This is a genomic window from Roseibium sp. AWQ4_254 (genome assembly GCF_056161025.1).
Genome location: NZ_JBSWYH010000024.1, coordinates 66,069 through 82,164, shown reverse-complemented (window position 1 = coordinate 82,164; position 16,096 = coordinate 66,069). Strand labels below are relative to the sequence as shown.

Sequence of the window (16,096 nt, the reverse complement as noted above, 5' to 3'; positions counted from 1 at the left end):
GCGGCCCGGTTAACGCTAAGGATGGTTTGTTGCTGAAAGACCACCGGCCTTTGCGTATATCTGACAATCAGATGCGGTTGCAGGTGATGTCATGATTTCTCGCGTAAGTTATTTTTGCGGTCTGATCGCGCTTGGCGTTCTGGGCCTTGCAATGCTTTTTGTTGTTCCGTCTTCGAGTTTGTTTTCTGCCTTCTACGATGATGCGGTCTTCCACGAGCATTTCGACGGCAAAGATCCCAGTCTTATGCTGGGAGGACAGATCGAGTTCAATCCCAATTCCACCGACTGGAAGGTCTGGGTTGCCGGAGAGCAACTGACGTTCAGCAACAAGGGGGACCGGAGCGCCTCCTATTATGACAAGATCAAGTGGGTCCGGTTCGATGGTATGGGCCCCGTGTCCCGGGCGGCCGGCATGAGGCTGGCCTTGACGGTGACCTCCCGAAACACGGGCACCGGGGGCGGCGGGATGATGATCGGCTCTGGCCGGCCCGATTTCTATTGGTATTTTTTGGTGGGGCGCAACGGCACGTATCATCTGCTCAGGCGCAAGAGGCGGGGTCTCGAAGTTGCCTTTAGCGGGGAACATCCCGCCATCCGCAAAGAGGCTGCAAACCGGATCAGCTATAAGCTGCAGGGCGATGAGATCCTGTTCTTTGCAAATGGCCGGGAGGTGACACGGGTCCAGGTTGACCCTGTTGCCGGCGGGCAGCACACGCTGGCGCTGGCAGCCTTTGGCAAGGGCCGGTTCCTGTTTGACGATGTCGAGATCACGGGCAAGAAGATCCCGGACTTCCTGTCCCGGCCCCAGATCACGCAAACCAGCACAGCTCGCATGCGGGCTGACCGCTTGTAAGACCAACTTCACTTGAGATCGGTATCAGCCGGGAGTGTCTTTCCCTTGTTGATGCCGGTCCTGTCAACGCATAGGGCAAAATCGCATGGCCCGGATTGGGTGTGAAGCGCGGAACGAAGATCAGCATCTGGACGGTCGCGCCCTAAAAGAAAACAACTTTGCCAAGCAGGTTGTTGATTTAATGAAACATCCGGGACCATAGTCATCCATGGATAAGCGAGCGCGTGCAGAACTCTTCCGGGAACGCCTGTCCGATGCGATCCGCAGCCGGGACATGACCCGCAGCGATCTGGCCCGCACCGCCGGCCTGGACCGTTCCACCGTGTCACAACTTCTGTCGGACGATGCGCCGCGTCTTCCCAATGGCCAGGCCTTGGCTGCCATGGCGGCGGCCCTTGGGGTCTCCGCCGACTGGCTGCTTGGCCTTTCCACCCATCGCGGTGCGGCCGCCGAAGTTCTCGATCAGGCGGTTCAGTTCGCCGAGACGGACAGGCACCCGGTCGATGCGCATTTGCTGGCCTGGTACCGGGATGCGGTGGGGGCCAAAATCCGTCATGTACCGGCCAATCTGCCTGATGTCCTGAAAACGGAAGCAGTCCTTGCCTATGAATATGCGGGCGAGACGTTGCGAACGGCCGGGCAGGCCATCACCGGAACCCGGGATCAGCGGGCGCTGTTGCACCGGGCCGAAACGGATATGGAAATTGCTCTCTCCCGGGAGGTGCTGGAGGGCTTTGCCCGGGGGGAGGGGCTCTGGTCGGGCCTGCCGCCGGCCACACGGCGCGCGCAGCTGGCGGCCATGGGACAAAACCTGTCGGATCTCTATCCCTCCCTCCGTCTGCATCTTTATGGCGCAAATGACCGGTATTCAGTGCCTTTCACCGTGTTCGGCCAGAAATGGGCCGCGCTCTATCTCGGCCAGCGCTATCTGGCCTTTTCCAACACCCGCCATGTACAACTGTTCGCAGGTCATTTCGACGACCTCGTCCGCCACGCGGTCATTCGCTCCCATGAAGCCGGCGCGTTTGCCGCCGGTCTGGCGCAAAGTGTTTGAGGCCGTATTTGACGGCTGTTGAGCAGGGCCGGCCCAAGGGCCGCCCGGCTCCCGGTGACTTTTGCTGAAGGCGCTTTCCAGCTACGCGAAAAAAACATTTTCCGCAATTTTGTCTCTGCGGACCGCCTGTTTGTGGTTGAGGCCGTGAGGCGTTTAGGTGGCGAGGACTACAATTTCAACTTATTTTTCTTGACAAATGAAAACTTTTGTATACATATGTTTACATTATGATGAATTTGAAAATGGTTGGTGAGGTTCATGCCGAAGAGCATTCCAATCAGTGTCAGGCTCAGCGACGATGACGTCGCGTTTCTGGCAGGTTACGAGGTGCAAGGCGCCCGGACGCCAAGTGACAAGATGCGGGAGATCTTGAAGGCAGCCCGGGAGCGGGCAGAAGGTGTGCGGGATGTTGCTGCCTGCGAGGATCTTTTGCGGACAATGGCCCGCCCTGCCGAAAAAGCTTTGCGGCAATTGCAGCGGGAAAGCGGGATCAGATCTGATCTTGTCATGAAACTGTATGAACGGCTGCCTGAAATGATGGCAGAGCTGATTGCCTCTGCGCCGGGGCCGGAACAGGAGAGCCTTGTGCGGTTTGAAGCGGCGCTTTCGGCTGAGCTGTTTTCGCTGATTGAGGAAATTTTCGATCTCGGTCTCACAACGCCCAGCCGGACCTACGACCCTGGATTGATGAGACAGCGTCTGGAGCCGGTTCTGGAAGTGGCGCGGCTGCTGGACAAAAGGAGAGAAACAAAGGGGTAGGGGCCTGGGACCAAAAGCCTGGCCCTGATGCGTTCAAAGGATGGAATGGAAAGGAAGAATAATGGCAGAAGGTCTCGTTTCACGCGTCAAGCGTCTTGTCTCCGGAGGTGTGAACCAATTGGTGGACACCATCGAAAACACATCCCCTGAAACGGTGATGGCGGAAGCCGTCCGGGAAGTGGACCGGGCCATCGACCAGGTCCGTGACGAACTGGCCGCAGTTCTTGCCAACAAGCATCTGGCCAACACGCGCCTGGCTGAGACGACAACGCGCCATGAGGACCTTCAGGGCCAGATTGCCCTGTCGGTCAAGAAAGGCCGCGACGATCTTGCCGAGGCCGCCATCGCCCGCCAGCTCGATCTTGAGGTTCAGATCCCGGTTCTGGAAGCCGCGGTTGCTGATGCGAGCCGCGAGGAAAAGGAACTGGAAGGCTATATTGGCGCCCTTCAGGCGCGCAAACGCGAAATGGAAGCCGAGCTTGCCACATTTCGCCTGACGCAGCAGCAAACCGCGGCAGACAGCGCGGCCGCCGGGAGTGCGGCCCAAAAAGACAGCGTTGAAGGCAAGACCCGCAAAGCGGAAGAAGCTTTTGACAGGGTGCTGAAGACCGTCACTGGCCTTCCCGGAACGGGCATGGCCAACAAGGGCGATGCGGTCAAGCTTGCAGAACTGGAAGAGCTGGCGCGCAAGAACCGGGTCTCTGAACGGCTTGCGGCGATGAAGGCGGCGGCGAAAGACAGTTGAGCATGATCGACTTTCTTCTCGCTGGCCAGAACACGCCGTTTGCGGTCGCCATTGGCTTGATGATCGCGATTGCGCTTGCTGAAGGTGTCGGCACTTTGCTCGGGCTCGGACTCTCCAGCATGGTCGACAGCCTGCTGCCGGACGTCGATCTTCCCGAGATTGATGTGGACGTGCCCGACTTCGATACGAATGTGACGGGTGGGGCGCTTCCAGGAGATCTTGAAACGGTGGCTGCCGGAACGGAGGTCACCGGTCCTGGACAGGGCGTTTTGAGCCGGGTTCTCGGCTGGTTTTGCTTTGGCCGCGTGCCCGCTCTGATAATCCTGGTGATTTTCCTGACCGGGTTCGGACTTGCGGGCTTTGTCCTGCAAGGGCTTGTGCAATCTGTCTCCGGTCTCCTACTGCCGGGCGTTCTGGCTTCTGCCGGTGCCTTTGCCGGGGCGTTGCCTTTCACAAGGGCCGCTGCGCTGGGTTTGTCGAAGGTCATGCCCAGGGATGAAAGTGATGCAGTGTCCAGGCAGAGCTTTGTGGGCAAACCTGCGGTGGTTGTTCAGGGGCATGCCAAAGGCGGGCTGCCGGCTCAGGCCCGCCTGAAGGATGGCACCGGCCAGTCCCACTATCTGCTCGTCGAGCCGGATGTTGAGAACGAGGTGCTTGAGCAGGGCACAAACATCATCATTGTGCGCCAGAAAGGGGCGCATTTCACCGCGATCCGCAATACCAACACCTCATTGACCGGCGCCAGAAGCTGATTCCGGTGCCGGGAAAACACTTTTTCATTCTCTGGATAGGAGTTGAGGAACATGAACCAACTCATGACAATTCTCATTCTTGTTGGCGTGGCTTTTGTCGCGCTGCTTGCCGTCGGCATGATTATTTCGCGGCTGTACCGCCGGTCTTCAAAAGAAGTGTCCTTCGTGCGCACCGGATTTGGCGGGCAGCGTGTTGTCATGAATGGCGGGACGCTGGTGCTGCCTGTGTTGCATGACGTCATCCCGGTCAACATGAATACACTGCGCCTGGAAGTGCGCCGGTCGAATGATCAGGCGTTGATCACGAAAGACCGGATGCGCGTTGATGTTCTGGCCGAGTTTTATGTGCGCGTTCAGCCGACGGTCGAATCCATTGCGAACGCCGCCCAGACCCTTGGACAGCGCACGATGAAACCGGAAGCGCTCAGAGAGCTTGTGGAGGGCAAATTCGTTGACGCCTTGCGGGCGGTTGCAGCTGAAATGGCGATGGAGGAGCTGCATGAGCAACGGGTCAGCTTCGTCCAGAAAGTGCAGGCAGCTGTGTCCGAAGACATCTTGAAGAACGGCCTTGAGCTGGAATCCGTCTCGTTGACCGGCCTGGATCAGACCAACCGGGAGTATTTTAACCCGGAGAACGCCTTCGATGCCGAGGGGCTGACCAAGCTGACACAGGAAATCGAGGAGCGCCGGAAGAAGCGCAACGATATCGAGCAGGAAACGGAGGTTCACATTCAGCGCAAGAACCTGGAGGCGGAGCAGGAGCGTTTGCAGATCGACCGGGACAAACAATTCGCGCAGCTGCAGCAGCAGCGTGAAGTTGAAATCCGCCGGGCGGAGCAGGTGGCCCAGATCGCACAGCAGCAGGCCGAGCGGGAGCGCGAAGCCGAAGAAGCGAAGATCATGGCCCACCAGAAGGTCCGATATGCGGGGATCGAATCCGATCAGGCCGTGACAGAACGCCAGATCGACATGGACCGGCAGGTGCGTGAGCGGGAAATCACCAAGGAGCGTACCGTTGAGGCAGCCAATGTGGAGAAAAGGAAACTGATCGAGCTTGCCGAACAGGACCGCGACATTGCAGTTGCTGCCAAGTCCCGGGAAAAGTCGGAAGCGGAAGCTGAGGCGGATGAAGCGCGTGCCATTGCGGCCCGTGCGGCCGAACAGGTGACCACCGCGCGGTACACCGAGGTTGCGGAACGCGAGAAGCAGATCGAACTGATCGAGGCCCGAAAGGCTGCTGAGATGGACGCCGTTGCCATTACGGTCGGCGCAGAAGCGCAGAAACAGGCAGCTGCCGACCAGGCCGAAGCGGTCCGGATTGCTGCAGAAGCGGAAGCTGCGAAACTCCGCATCGAGGCCCAGGGCTCGGCAGAGGCTGAGAAGCTGCGCGCGGAAGCCGAAAAAGCGCTCTATGAAGTGGAAGCAGCCGGACAGAAGGCCATCAATGAGGCAGCCAACTTGCTGTCACCCGAGCAGATTGCGATGCAAATTCGCATCAAACTTCTGGAGCAATTACCTGAAATCATTTCTGAAAGCGTCAAACCCATGGAGCAGATCGACGGTATCAAGATCATCCAGGTGGATGGTATGACCGGCGGCGGCGCGGGTGCAGCAAATGGGTCTTCCACAAACGGCTCCGGCGGAAATCTGGCCGACCAGATGGTCTCATCAGCCCTGAAATACCGCTCACAGGCTCCGCTTCTGGATGCCATGATGAAAGAGGTTGGTTTGGACGGTTCTGGTCTCTCCGGTCTGACAGCCAGCCTGGGGACGGTGCCTGCTGGGATCTCCGGGGCGGTGGAACCTCCCCATGAGGCGGTGCCGGGAACGGGAGGCAAGGCCGATCTGACGGCGGCCACAAACAAGGCGCCGGGCGCGCCTGCGCCGGAAGTGGCGAAACCCGCCTAAGCCTCTACCGCGATTGGCCCCGCAAGAGCGGAAAAGCCCGGCTGCGTGCCGGGCTTTTTGTCAGGGCTGAGCCGTTCTACCAAGCCCGTTCCAAGAGCTTATGATCAATTGCGCTTGGTCTTGTGCGGCGTCTGGAGTGTGCTGCATGCGGACGGCTTCAAACCGGGCTGTCTATTTGCGCTGACATCTTTGATGTCAGGCCGCGACAGGCAAATCCGCAGAGACGGGATCTGTTCAGAACAGAAACGTGTCCGGGGTCGGGTCGATCTGGTTCCAGCCGGCGGCGGCGTCCACCAGACCGGCATCGGCCCTGACATAGTCTAGAGCATCGGCATATGCCTGCGCGAATTGATCCGCGTCCGCCGCGTTGCCGATGAAGACCTTTTCGATGTTTCTCAAGGTCCAAGTCGTGTCTCCAAAGGTGAAGGTGCCAGTGCAGCTGTCAATCGCCGCTGCCAGATCCGACTGGATGGCGGCAAGCTCCAGATCCGTCACGGCATCGCCGTCAACCTCGACAAAAAGGGCATCAAAGTTGAACTGGCCATCGATCAGGTCGGTGTCCTGCCCACCATCCAGTGTCTGCAGGAAGAGATCGCGGCCCGATCCGCCGAGCAGTTTGTCGTTGCCAGTGCCTCCGGCCAGAATGTCGTTGCCGCGGCCGCCGCTGAGCACGTCATTGCCGTCTCCGCCGGTCAGCACATCTGATCCGGACCCGCCGCGCACCGTGTCGGCACCGCCACCGCCAGACAGAATGTCATTGCCCCGGCCGCCCTGGATCCGGTCGTCTCCAAGGCCGCCAAAGGCCACATCGTTCCCGCTGCGCAGAAAAAGCCTGTCATCACCGGCTCCAGCAAACACGGTTTCGTCCGCACAGGTTCCCCGGAAGCTGTTGCTGTCCGCATCGAGCAAAGACACTTTCCCTGCCAGGGTGTCGGCGGCGAAACGGGCGAAAATGTCATGAGCGGCCGCCGTCGGGTGGTAGGGGTCGAAAAAGAGAACGTCGTCCAGATCAAGACCGAGTGTATCGGGATTGAGAGCGGCCACAACATCCGGCGTGCCGTCGCCGTCCTCGTCGCTGGCAATGAACTCGCCGGGTTTGAGTTCTTCCAATTGCCCGAAATCGTTGATGATCTCCGGATTGCCATCTCCGTCCGCATCCTGAAACGCATGGGGGAAGGAGCCCGTATCCAAAAGGTGGGGTTCTGCTGACAGAAATCCAAACCCGGACAGGTCATCTTGAAGCAGCGCCGAAATCAGGGCGAAATCGACAATTTCGACCTTGGCCCCGGTCGCGGCCGCGATTTGCTCCAAACCCTGTTGCACAAGAGCATTCTGCTGGTCCGACAGGGAGGCAAGATCGGCCACAAACTGCTGTTTTGCCGCTTCCGCCTGTTCCTCGGAAAGGCCTGCGGCCAGCAGGGCCAGTTTGTAGCGTTCCACGGCAAGCTGGCCAACGGGGGCAAAGGTCAGGGGCGCCTGGGTGAAATAGACCAGCGTATCTATGCCTTGGGCGACCAGAGACTGGGCATTGCTGAGAATGGAGCCCACCAGCTCCGTCAGAAAGGCTTCTGCGTCAAAGCCCACAGGAGAGATGGCGGCATAGTCGTTGCCGCCAATCAGGAGAAAGGCGGCCGAGCCTTCCTGAAACACTTCACCAGTCTCCGAAACACCGTTTTGAGCGGCGGCATAGGCCGCTGCATTCTGCACCTGGCCTGTCAGGTTGACATTGTCGGCAACCCGCATCTTGTCCAGCTGGTCCTGGCCAAAGGCCGTTTCGGCAAAAAAATCTGTGACGGTGGCATTCGCGCTGCCGTCGTCATTGGGGGCAAGCTGGTCGGCGGTCAGCCCGTCTTTCAAAAATTCAGTGTCCAGGTTCCGGGAAACGATGGCTTCCTGAATGGTCTGGGTACCGATCGCTTCCGCGCCGCCAAAGGCAAAATTATTTACCTGCTCGGGCGCCACGCCGAGAAGATCCCCGATGCTCTGGCTCCAGACCTGGCCATCGCCGGTGGCTTCCGCGTTGGTGAAGGTGTGATTGTAGCCAAAGGAATCGAGCGGAAAGCCGACCGTCAGCAAACTGGAGAAAACACCATAGAAATTGCCGCCATCGGACAGGGAATCGCCAAAAATGTAGATTTCCGAATATTGGGGATACGGGGATGTCATATTCAACCTCAAATACAATTTTAAATTGCTAAGTGCGGAGATTGCACTTTAGACGGGCTGCATGTCCGAATGATGAAATATATTGATAATTTTACGTATCATTGCAAAGGCAGCCCCCCGGCGGGGATCCTGTGCTCCCATCCCAGGCCCCTTTTTAAAGCTTCTGTCCTTTGGCCCCAGCACAAAACACGGAAAGTGCCGGCTCGGCTGCCGGTCGCAGCTCAGTCTGCCGGTGCGTGTGCGGTGTGCCGGGGTACGCCGTGCTGAACAGGATTCGCCATTTGGGGTCGGATTAACGCCTGAAGGCATGCTTTAGGGAGGCCATGACCTAGTTGTGGCTGCCTTGATGACGCAGGGCCTTGGCAGTGGCAACGCTGCGGACCGGCAGGAAACTGGTCTCGTCCGCCATGGCCCAGTAGGTCGAATAGCCTGGAATATCGTGGCCGTCTTCCAGGAGCGCGTCCTTTTCCAGCCAGGTAAGCGCAGCGCTGGCGGGCAAAATCCCACCGGCGCCTTCCTGCAGGAAAAAATGTTCGGGCCGGAATTCGCTGGGATGGTTTAAACCGGCCGCAGCGGTGAACGCCATCAGGGATTTCAGGGTGTTGCGGTGAAAATTGGCTACCCGTTCCGCCTTGTCGGGAACGACCAGGGCCTGCTGGCGTTTGGAGTCCTGGGTGGCCACACCGGTGGGGCAGCGGTTGGTATGGCAGCTCTGCGACTGGATGCAGCCGACCGCGAACATGAAGCCGCGGGCCGAATTTACCCAGTCCGCGCCCAGGCACATGGTTCCGGCAATGTCGAAGGCGCTGATCAGTTTGCCCCCGGCACCCAGTTTGATGTCATCGCGCAGGCCCGTGGCCACAAGGCTGTTATGCACGAAGAGCAATCCCTGGCGCAGCGGCGTGCCAAGCCGGTTGGCAAATTCGATAGGGGCAGCGCCGGTGCCGCCTTCAGACCCGTCAATGACGATAAAATCCGGCTTGATGCCGGTTGTCAGCATGGCCTTCACAATGGCCATGAATTCCCAGCGGTGGCCGATGCACAGTTTGAAGCCGACCGGCTTTCCGCCCGATAGGTCCCGCAGCTGCTGAATGAAGCCGAGCAGCTCCAGCGGTGTTGAAAAGGCGGAATGGGAGGCGGGGGAAATACAGTCCTGACCGACCGGGATGCCTCGCGCTTCAGCGATTTCCTCGGACACCTTGCTGCCGGGCAGAACCCCGCCGTGGCCTGGTTTCGCCCCCTGGCTCATCTTGATTTCGATCATCTTGATCTGAGTATTTTCGGCCTGGGTCTTGAATTTTTCCGGCGAGAACGTGCCGTCGTCGTTGCGGCAGCCGAAATAGCCGCTACCCAGTTCCCAGACCAGATCGCCGCCGCCTTCCCGGTGATAACGGGAAACGCTGCCTTCGCCGGTGTCATGATAAAAATGCCCGGCCTTGGCGCCCTTGTTCAGGGCCAGAATGGCATTGGCCGACAGGGAGCCGAAACTCATGGCGGAAATGTTGTAGAGCGAGGCGGAATAGGGCTGCTTGCAGTCCGGCCCGCCAATCGTGACCCGAAGTTCGTCATGGTTCTCCGGCATCGGTGTCATGGAATGATTCACCCAGGCATAGTCGCTGGTATAGACATCCAGCTCAGTGCCGAAGGGCAGCACATCCTCAATATTTTTCGCCCGGTCATAGACCATGGAGCGGCGTTCCCTGGAAAAGGGCCGCCCGTCCTGATTGCTTTCAAAGAAATACTGTCTCAGTTCCGGCCGGATCGCCTCGAACAGGAAGCGGAAATGACCGGCGACCGGATAATTGCGCAAGACAGCGTGCCTTGTCTGGTGAAGATCATGCCAGCCGACAAGGGAGAGCGCGAAGAAGACCAGCAACGGCCACAGGAAGTGAATGTTGAAGGCGAACATCAGGACGAATGTCAGGAACGTCGCGACAAGGCAAAGTACAAAAACGATATAGCGGGCAGGAAACACGGCAGGTGACCCCTTTGAAAGCTGGCTATGGACGGGCCGGTGACGGACACCGTTTGGGAGAATCGTTCAATAAGGCCTATTTGTGTCAGGCTGCACGGGAAAAGAAAAGCGCCAAGAGACGCTTGACAGAAAAGGACAAAGTTAGGGCGGTCTTCCGTAACGATAGAGTTTGAGGCCAGCCGCTTTGGCATCTGTCATCGTCTTGCCGCCTCCAACAGCCGGGCCGCTGTGCCGGAGGCACCCGGCTCCTGGGCCATAATGTCCCGGGCGGCTTCGGCCCCCTTGGTGAAGCCTGGCGTTTCCAGATCCTTGAGGGCCTGGGACAGAGCATCCGGGGTCAGGTTCTTTTGCCGGATCGGGGCTGGGCCAGCCCCAATTTTGTGCACCTGGCGTCCCCAGAAGGGCTGATCGGCAAAAACAGGGCAGACGAGGGAGGGCTTGCCCCAGCGCAGGGCCTCATGGGTGGTTCCAGCCCCGCCATGGTGGACAACTCCGGCGCAGCGGGGAAACAGCCAGCTATGGGGAGCTTTACCGATCAGATGGATCTTGTCTGACAGCCCCTCCGGCAGTCTCTCCGCGAAAGCCACAGTGCTCAGGCCGCCCCAGCCGCTGGCCAGAATGGCCCGCTGTCCGGTCTTTTCAAGAGCTCTTAAGACTATCTGAGTCAGCCGCTCGGGGTCCCGGCTCGGCATGGAGCCGAACCCAAGATAAAGGGGCGGGGCGCCCTCGCCCAGAAACCGGGCCAGATCCTCCGGCGGGGTATAGTCCGGATCTGGCTCAGTGAACCAGTAGCCGCACTGCCAGTATTCGGCGCTCCAGTCTGGCGGTGTTGGTACCAAGGCCCGGGAATAGGCCTGCAGAGACAAGGCCTTGCCGCCATTCCAGGGGGCCGCGTCCGGAACAAACCCGTCAAGGCTGGAGCCGGGCATGGCGATTTCCCGGGCGGCTTCGGCGCGGATCGGTGGCAGCAGGCTGCGCAGCCCGGCTGCCATTACCGAACGGGCGAGGGCGTAGCTCGTGCGGTTGAGAAAGGAACCCATGCCAGGCCAGCCAAACAAGGCCACGGGAAAGGCGCCGGTGGGGGCGGTGACGGGCTGCAAGACGGTGGGCAGGGCGGGAACGCCCAGACGGCGGCCCAAAAAGGTCATAACGGCAGCTTTGGGATGAAATAGGATCAGGTCCGGCTTTTCAGACAGGCCCGTCGTCCACAGGGACCGTGTCACGTCTCTTTGCACAGAGATATTCTGCCGGGCGGCCTTGATCATACCGGTGACGGACCGCAGCGCGGCCTTGATGTCCGGCTGCTGCAAAAGCTGTTCGAAATTGACCGGAAGCGGGCGGTAGCGGGCCCCGGCCGCCGAGGCCATCTCCTCAAAGCCTTCGCCGGTGCACAGAACCACCTCCGCCCCGTGCTGAGCAAGCGCCCGGGCAAGGGCCGCATAGGGCTGCACGTCCCCGCGCGTGCCAAGGGTTGCGATCAGGATTCTGGGGCTGGTATCTGACATTCTGTGTCCTGGGACGGAGGGCGGGAAAAGGGTCCTGGAACTTGGGACCTGGGAGACCAACAGGGCCGGCCGACTGTGTCTGGCAAGTGGCGTTTGCGGCTGGAAATTGCAAGCGCGGCCCGGAACAGCCTAAAGCATCGTGCGATCAGTCTGCACGATTTGACCGGATCTGCTTTCCAGCATCAAATGGTGCAAACTTAGCGCACGAGGCTCTAGTTTGACGGGCGGCCATTGAACAATCCGGAGTGGTATCGGCACATGCAGACTGTTATTTCCCTGCGCACTCAAGGGCAGGGCCTCTACGAATTCACCGCCTCCGTCCGCTCGTGGCTGGGGGAGGCGGGCCGGATGAGCGGGCTGTTGACCCTGTTCGTCCGCCATACCTCCTGTTCTCTGCTTATTCAGGAAAATGCCGATCCGGATGTTCAGGTGGATCTGAAAGCCTTTTTTGAGCGGCTTGTGCCTTCCTCCGATCATCCGGCCATGGGCTATCTTACCCACACCTATGAGGGCCCGGACGACATGCCGGCCCATATCAAGGCGGCGCTGCTGCCTGTCTCCCTGTCGGTCCCGGTGGACAGCGGGGAGATGATGCTGGGCACCTGGCAGGGCCTCTATCTGTTTGAGCACCGCAGCCAGCCGCACCAGCGTCAGGTGGCCGCGCATTTTCTGGCAACATCCTGACCCTGGAAGCGCCCTGGCGGATTACTTCCGCAGTGCAGGCAGGCCGACGCCAGTGCTCTCAAAGCCGCCATCGGACGCAATAATCTGGCCGGTTACGTAGCTGGCCTGATCAGAGCACAGGAATACGATAACATCTGCAATTTCCCGCTCGCTGCCATAGCGGTTGAGGGGGATTGCATCGTGATAGGCGTCGATGATCTCCTGGCTGTGCACCGCCATGGCAAGTTTGGTGCGCACAGGTCCCGGGCAGACACAATTGGCCCTGACACCAAATTCGCCGAGTTCCGCCGCCTGCTGTTTGGTCAGCTGGATGACGGCGGCTTTGGAGGTTCCATAGGCCACCCGCAGGGTCGAGGCGCGCAGGCCCGAGATGGAGGCGATATTGACCAATGCGCCTTTCGTTTCCTTCAAGGCTGGCAGGACCGCCTGGGACAGCAGGAAGACCCCGTCCAAATTGGTGGCCATCACCGTCCGCCAGGTCTCGAAACTGGTGTCTTCCATCGGGCCGAACCGGGCAACGCCCGCATTGTTGACCAGCGCATCCAGCCGGCCGAACCGTTTCAGGATCGCTGGAACGGTCCCGGCGATCTCTGTCTCGATGGAGACATCGCACACAAAGGGGGCTGCGTTCTGAAGCCCTTCTGCGGCACGGGTCAATTCTTCGCCGTCCCGGTCAAGCATGGCAACCTGCCAGCCCCGGTCCAGAAACAGGTGTGTTGTGGCCAGCCCGATACCGCGTGCTGCGCCCGTGACCAAAGCAACCTTCGCTGCCATGTTTGCTCCACTTGGATTGATTTTCTTGAGCAATCTGAAAGATGGACGCAGAGCTTATACCAACCTGAATAGATAGAAACCCATCTTATGGCGCTGGTGCGGATTGGCCGGCAAGGCGCGTTGCGCAGGACGGCCTTTATGGCCGTTCAAGCGGCGCAACGCAGTCCGGCGGGCCGGAGCAGGCCACCGAGGCCGTGTTTGAGGACTGTTCAACTGCGTCCCAGGTTTTGAACGATAAACCATATCGCCCTGCAACCTGCTCCTTGACGAACAGTCCCCAAACACCGTCAGATCGGTTCCTATCTATTGAGCTTGGTATGAGCGCATCAGCGCAGGGTGATACAGACCCGGATCGCCCCCGCATTGTCCCAAAGGGCGATGTCGAGATCGTTGATGCGGAAGGCATAGTTGCCGGCCGTGTCCCGTGCGTTGACTGCCAGCGCGGCAAATTCCGCAAACGGGACAATCCGCCCGGCCTGGTCGCGCACCAGCATCTCGCCAAAGGCATAGGATTGGTCGAACTTATAGCCGTAAAGCGGGCCCAGCCGCTTTGCATCTGCGCCGGTATAGCCGCGAGGTCCGACCGGCTTGTACTGACCGGCAATCACGCTCCAGTTGCCGGAATAGCTGACCTTGCCGATCTTGCCGCCAGGCAAGGTAACCCCTTGCCAGCCTTTCTTGGCCTGAACATCCAGACATATTTCGGCCGCCTGAGCGTACCCGGAGAAAAGCAGGAAAAGACCGCAGAGCGCGGGGAAGGGGCTGACCATGGCAAGTTGCTTCGCTGTGAAAGACAGGGAAAGCAAAGCTGGTGAATGACGCTTGGTCAAGTGTTCGTTTAAGATATTGAAAAGAAACCGGAAAATGTCTAGTGGAGACAGTCTCTCACGATAGATTCACGCTTTATTTCCTTGAATGCGGGGGGGAGAGGGCACACATTAGTCTCGAACGATAAGGGTCGTTCCTCCCCAGACTGGCGCCGGGCTTTTGAAGAGGCTACGGCGCTTTTTTTTGGGGGGGAAAACGGGCTCCTGGCGCAAAGCGCGGTCCATCGGATTTCCCTGTTGCAGCTTAAATTCGAAGAGGTCAGCGCAAAAGAAAACAGATTGGCCTTGAAGCAACGGGGCGTGTTTCCTTAAAAAGCGGCCCGCGCCGTCGGACGGGGACGACGCGGGCACTCACACCGGCCTGAAAAGGAGGGGCTCAGGGCACGGTGTTTTCGGCAACCGCCAATAGGGCGGCAATCTTGTCTTTCAGATTGAGGCGCTTTTTCTTCAGGTTCTCGAGCACGTCATCTGCCGCAGGAGTTACGTCGGTCTCAATGCGGTGCACTTCCCGGTTTACGGCGTGGTACTCTTCCGCCAGCCGGGCGAAATGCGGATCCTCGGTTTTCAACCGGTGCAGGACCTGCGCGGCCTCCGGAAATTCTTCATGCAATTCGTGTGGAACGTGACTCATTGTGTCCTCCTTTTGCTGTCTTCAAAGTGCCGCCAAGCGGCGGCTGTCACCTTGAGCCAGATCAATCGGAGGTGAATTGGGCGGGCGCCCCCTTTCTAAAGAATGTTGCGTAGGGGCGCTTCTGCGGTCAAGCCGAGGACAGAATGCCGCCGAACCGGTCCAGGACCCACCAGGAGGACAGAACCGCGATGGCTGTCAGGACCCCGAGCCGGACCGGTTTGAGCGCCGGATGCAGCAGGTGGTCGAGCGCAAACACAATGCTGAGAGTGACCGCCAGAATGACCAGCTGACCCGCTTCAATGCCCAGATTGAAGGCCAGAAGAGCAGGGATCAGGTCGGGCGCAGTCCGGCCAAGAATGTCGCCGAGGACGAAGGAAAAGCCGAGCCCGTGCAGCAGGCCAATGCCGGAAAAGACGAGGATGGAACCGGATTTTTGAACCATGGCCGCAACCGCCGCATAAAGGACGGAAAGGGCAATGGCCGTTTCCACGGCCGGAATGAACCATGGCCAGGATGGCGTTGCCCCTAGAAAGGTGGCAATCAGCGTGACCGAATGGCCGAGTGTGAAGGCGGTGACCAGAAAGATCAGCTTGCGGGTTGCGCCCACCCCGAGCGCAAGCGCGACCACCAGAAGCACATGGTCCAGCCCTTCCAGAATATGCAGCATGCCCTGGTAGAGGAAATGGACAAAGGTGGTCAGCCGGGAACCGTCGAGACGGGCAGGAATTTCAAGCTGGCCTTCGGCTGTCGAGGCAACCGGCGGCGTGACCCTGGCATCCACCAGATGGGTTTCAAAGGCAACGCCCGGGCCGGGCAACAGGGGGGCATAGCCAGCGCGCACGTCCAGAAGGCCGGACGGATCCTGGCTGCGCAGTGTCAGCGCATAGTCGATGACGGCTTCGCCAAAAACCGGATCGAGCGACGTGCTTGTCACCTGCATGGCCGATTGCGCAGTGGCAAGACTGTCCATCACCTGCGCCGGGCGGCGGGACCGGATGGTGAAACCGGTGACGGAGCTTTCCAGATCCAGACCGGCTTGGGAAAAGATCAGTGCCCTTTGCAGACGGTCCTCAAAGCGGGCCCGGTCATTGTCAACGGCTGCTATGTCGATCCGGTAGCGGGCGCCGGTTCCGGTGGCCTCAACCCGCAGGAAGGGGGAGTGGAGCGGGGTCTGGTCCACCTGTGCCTTGCCGATCAGATCGGAAAAGACCAGCGGGGCAGGCACGCGGATATAGGCGGTCAGGCCGCCGTCTTCCTGCGCGACAAGAACGGTGCGGACCTTGGTGCCCTTGGTAAAATGGGCTTGTGACGTCAGCCCAAGGCACAAAAGACCCATTAAGCTAAGGAGAAGAGTGGCCACAAGCCGGACACTATGGGAGCGGACACAATTGCGGCGGAGAGAGGAGACGTACATGCGCATGGCGGTTTTTCCGGTAAACGGTCCCGGGCGCTCAGAGCCCGGG

Annotated in this window: 14 protein-coding genes; 7 read left to right on the top strand and 7 right to left on the bottom strand. The window is 59.6% G+C overall.

Annotation, left to right across the window (positions count from 1 at the left end; translation table 11 throughout):
- Window positions 1-91: 91 nt before the first annotated feature.
- From ACXAIC_RS18205 to ACXAIC_RS18180, 6 genes are all read left to right on the top strand, one after another.
- Window positions 92-853 carry a hypothetical protein gene (locus tag ACXAIC_RS18205; protein WP_475183415.1) on the top strand — a complete coding sequence of 254 codons (762 nt, stop codon included), beginning with the start codon at window positions 92-94 and terminating at the stop codon, window positions 851-853.
- 208 nt (window positions 854-1,061) lie between these two features.
- Window positions 1,062-1,907: a helix-turn-helix domain-containing protein gene (locus tag ACXAIC_RS18200; RefSeq protein WP_475183410.1), complete on the top strand. Its 846-nt coding sequence runs from the start codon at window positions 1,062-1,064 to the stop codon at window positions 1,905-1,907.
- A 258-nt stretch (window positions 1,908-2,165) separates the two neighbouring features.
- The gene (locus ACXAIC_RS18195; protein ID WP_475183407.1) at window positions 2,166-2,666 is read left to right on the top strand and encodes a hypothetical protein; all 501 of its coding nucleotides are present in this window, start codon (window positions 2,166-2,168) and stop codon (window positions 2,664-2,666) included.
- A gap of 61 nt (window positions 2,667-2,727) precedes the next feature.
- Entirely contained in the window at window positions 2,728-3,411 is a 684-nt protein-coding gene (locus tag ACXAIC_RS18190) for a PspA/IM30 family protein (RefSeq protein WP_475183404.1), read from the top strand.
- A 2-nt stretch (window positions 3,412-3,413) separates the two neighbouring features.
- The gene (locus ACXAIC_RS18185; RefSeq protein ID WP_475183400.1) at window positions 3,414-4,163 is read left to right on the top strand and encodes a YqiJ family protein; all 750 of its coding nucleotides are present in this window, start codon (window positions 3,414-3,416) and stop codon (window positions 4,161-4,163) included.
- 51 nt (window positions 4,164-4,214) lie between these two features.
- Entirely contained in the window at window positions 4,215-6,071 is a 1,857-nt protein-coding gene (locus tag ACXAIC_RS18180; RefSeq protein WP_475183397.1) for a flotillin family protein, read from the top strand.
- 234 nt (window positions 6,072-6,305) lie between these two features.
- On the opposite strand, the gene ACXAIC_RS18175 is transcribed toward ACXAIC_RS18180, so the two are convergent.
- The 3 genes from ACXAIC_RS18175 to ACXAIC_RS18165 all read right to left on the bottom strand — a co-directional run bounded on the left by ACXAIC_RS18175 (window position 6,306) and on the right by ACXAIC_RS18165 (window position 11,717).
- Entirely contained in the window at window positions 6,306-8,237 is a 1,932-nt protein-coding gene (locus ACXAIC_RS18175; protein WP_475183394.1) for an SGNH/GDSL hydrolase family protein, read from the bottom strand.
- 328 nt (window positions 8,238-8,565) lie between these two features.
- The gene (locus ACXAIC_RS18170; protein WP_475183506.1) at window positions 8,566-10,146 is read right to left on the bottom strand and encodes an FMN-binding glutamate synthase family protein; all 1,581 of its coding nucleotides are present in this window, start codon (window positions 10,144-10,146) and stop codon (window positions 8,566-8,568) included.
- 260 nt (window positions 10,147-10,406) lie between these two features.
- The gene (locus tag ACXAIC_RS18165; RefSeq protein WP_475183392.1) at window positions 10,407-11,717 is read right to left on the bottom strand and encodes a glycosyltransferase; all 1,311 of its coding nucleotides are present in this window, start codon (window positions 11,715-11,717) and stop codon (window positions 10,407-10,409) included.
- A gap of 258 nt (window positions 11,718-11,975) precedes the next feature.
- Here ACXAIC_RS18165 and ACXAIC_RS18160 point away from each other — a divergent pair, with 258 nt between their 5' ends.
- Entirely contained in the window at window positions 11,976-12,401 is a 426-nt protein-coding gene (locus ACXAIC_RS18160) for a secondary thiamine-phosphate synthase enzyme YjbQ (RefSeq protein ID WP_475183390.1), read from the top strand.
- Between the two features lie 21 nt (window positions 12,402-12,422).
- Here the strand turns inward: ACXAIC_RS18160 and ACXAIC_RS18155 are convergent, their stop codons facing one another.
- The 4 genes from ACXAIC_RS18155 to ACXAIC_RS18140 all read right to left on the bottom strand — a co-directional run bounded on the left by ACXAIC_RS18155 (window position 12,423) and on the right by ACXAIC_RS18140 (window position 16,053).
- Window positions 12,423-13,175, bottom strand: coding sequence for an SDR family NAD(P)-dependent oxidoreductase (locus tag ACXAIC_RS18155; protein WP_475183387.1), 753 nt, complete (start codon window positions 13,173-13,175; stop codon window positions 12,423-12,425).
- 326 nt (window positions 13,176-13,501) lie between these two features.
- Window positions 13,502-13,945 carry a hypothetical protein gene (locus tag ACXAIC_RS18150; RefSeq protein ID WP_475183384.1) on the bottom strand — a complete coding sequence of 148 codons (444 nt, stop codon included), beginning with the start codon at window positions 13,943-13,945 and terminating at the stop codon, window positions 13,502-13,504.
- Between the two features lie 433 nt (window positions 13,946-14,378).
- Window positions 14,379-14,633, bottom strand: a complete 255-nt coding sequence (locus ACXAIC_RS18145) for an HP1242/YdcH family protein (RefSeq protein ID WP_475183381.1) — start codon at window positions 14,631-14,633, stop codon at window positions 14,379-14,381.
- Window positions 14,634-14,760: 127 nt separating this feature from the next.
- On the bottom strand, window positions 14,761-16,053 hold the full coding sequence (locus ACXAIC_RS18140; protein ID WP_475183378.1) for a HupE/UreJ family protein: 1,293 nt from the start codon (window positions 16,051-16,053) through the stop codon (window positions 14,761-14,763).
- Window positions 16,054-16,096: the final 43 nt, after the last annotated feature.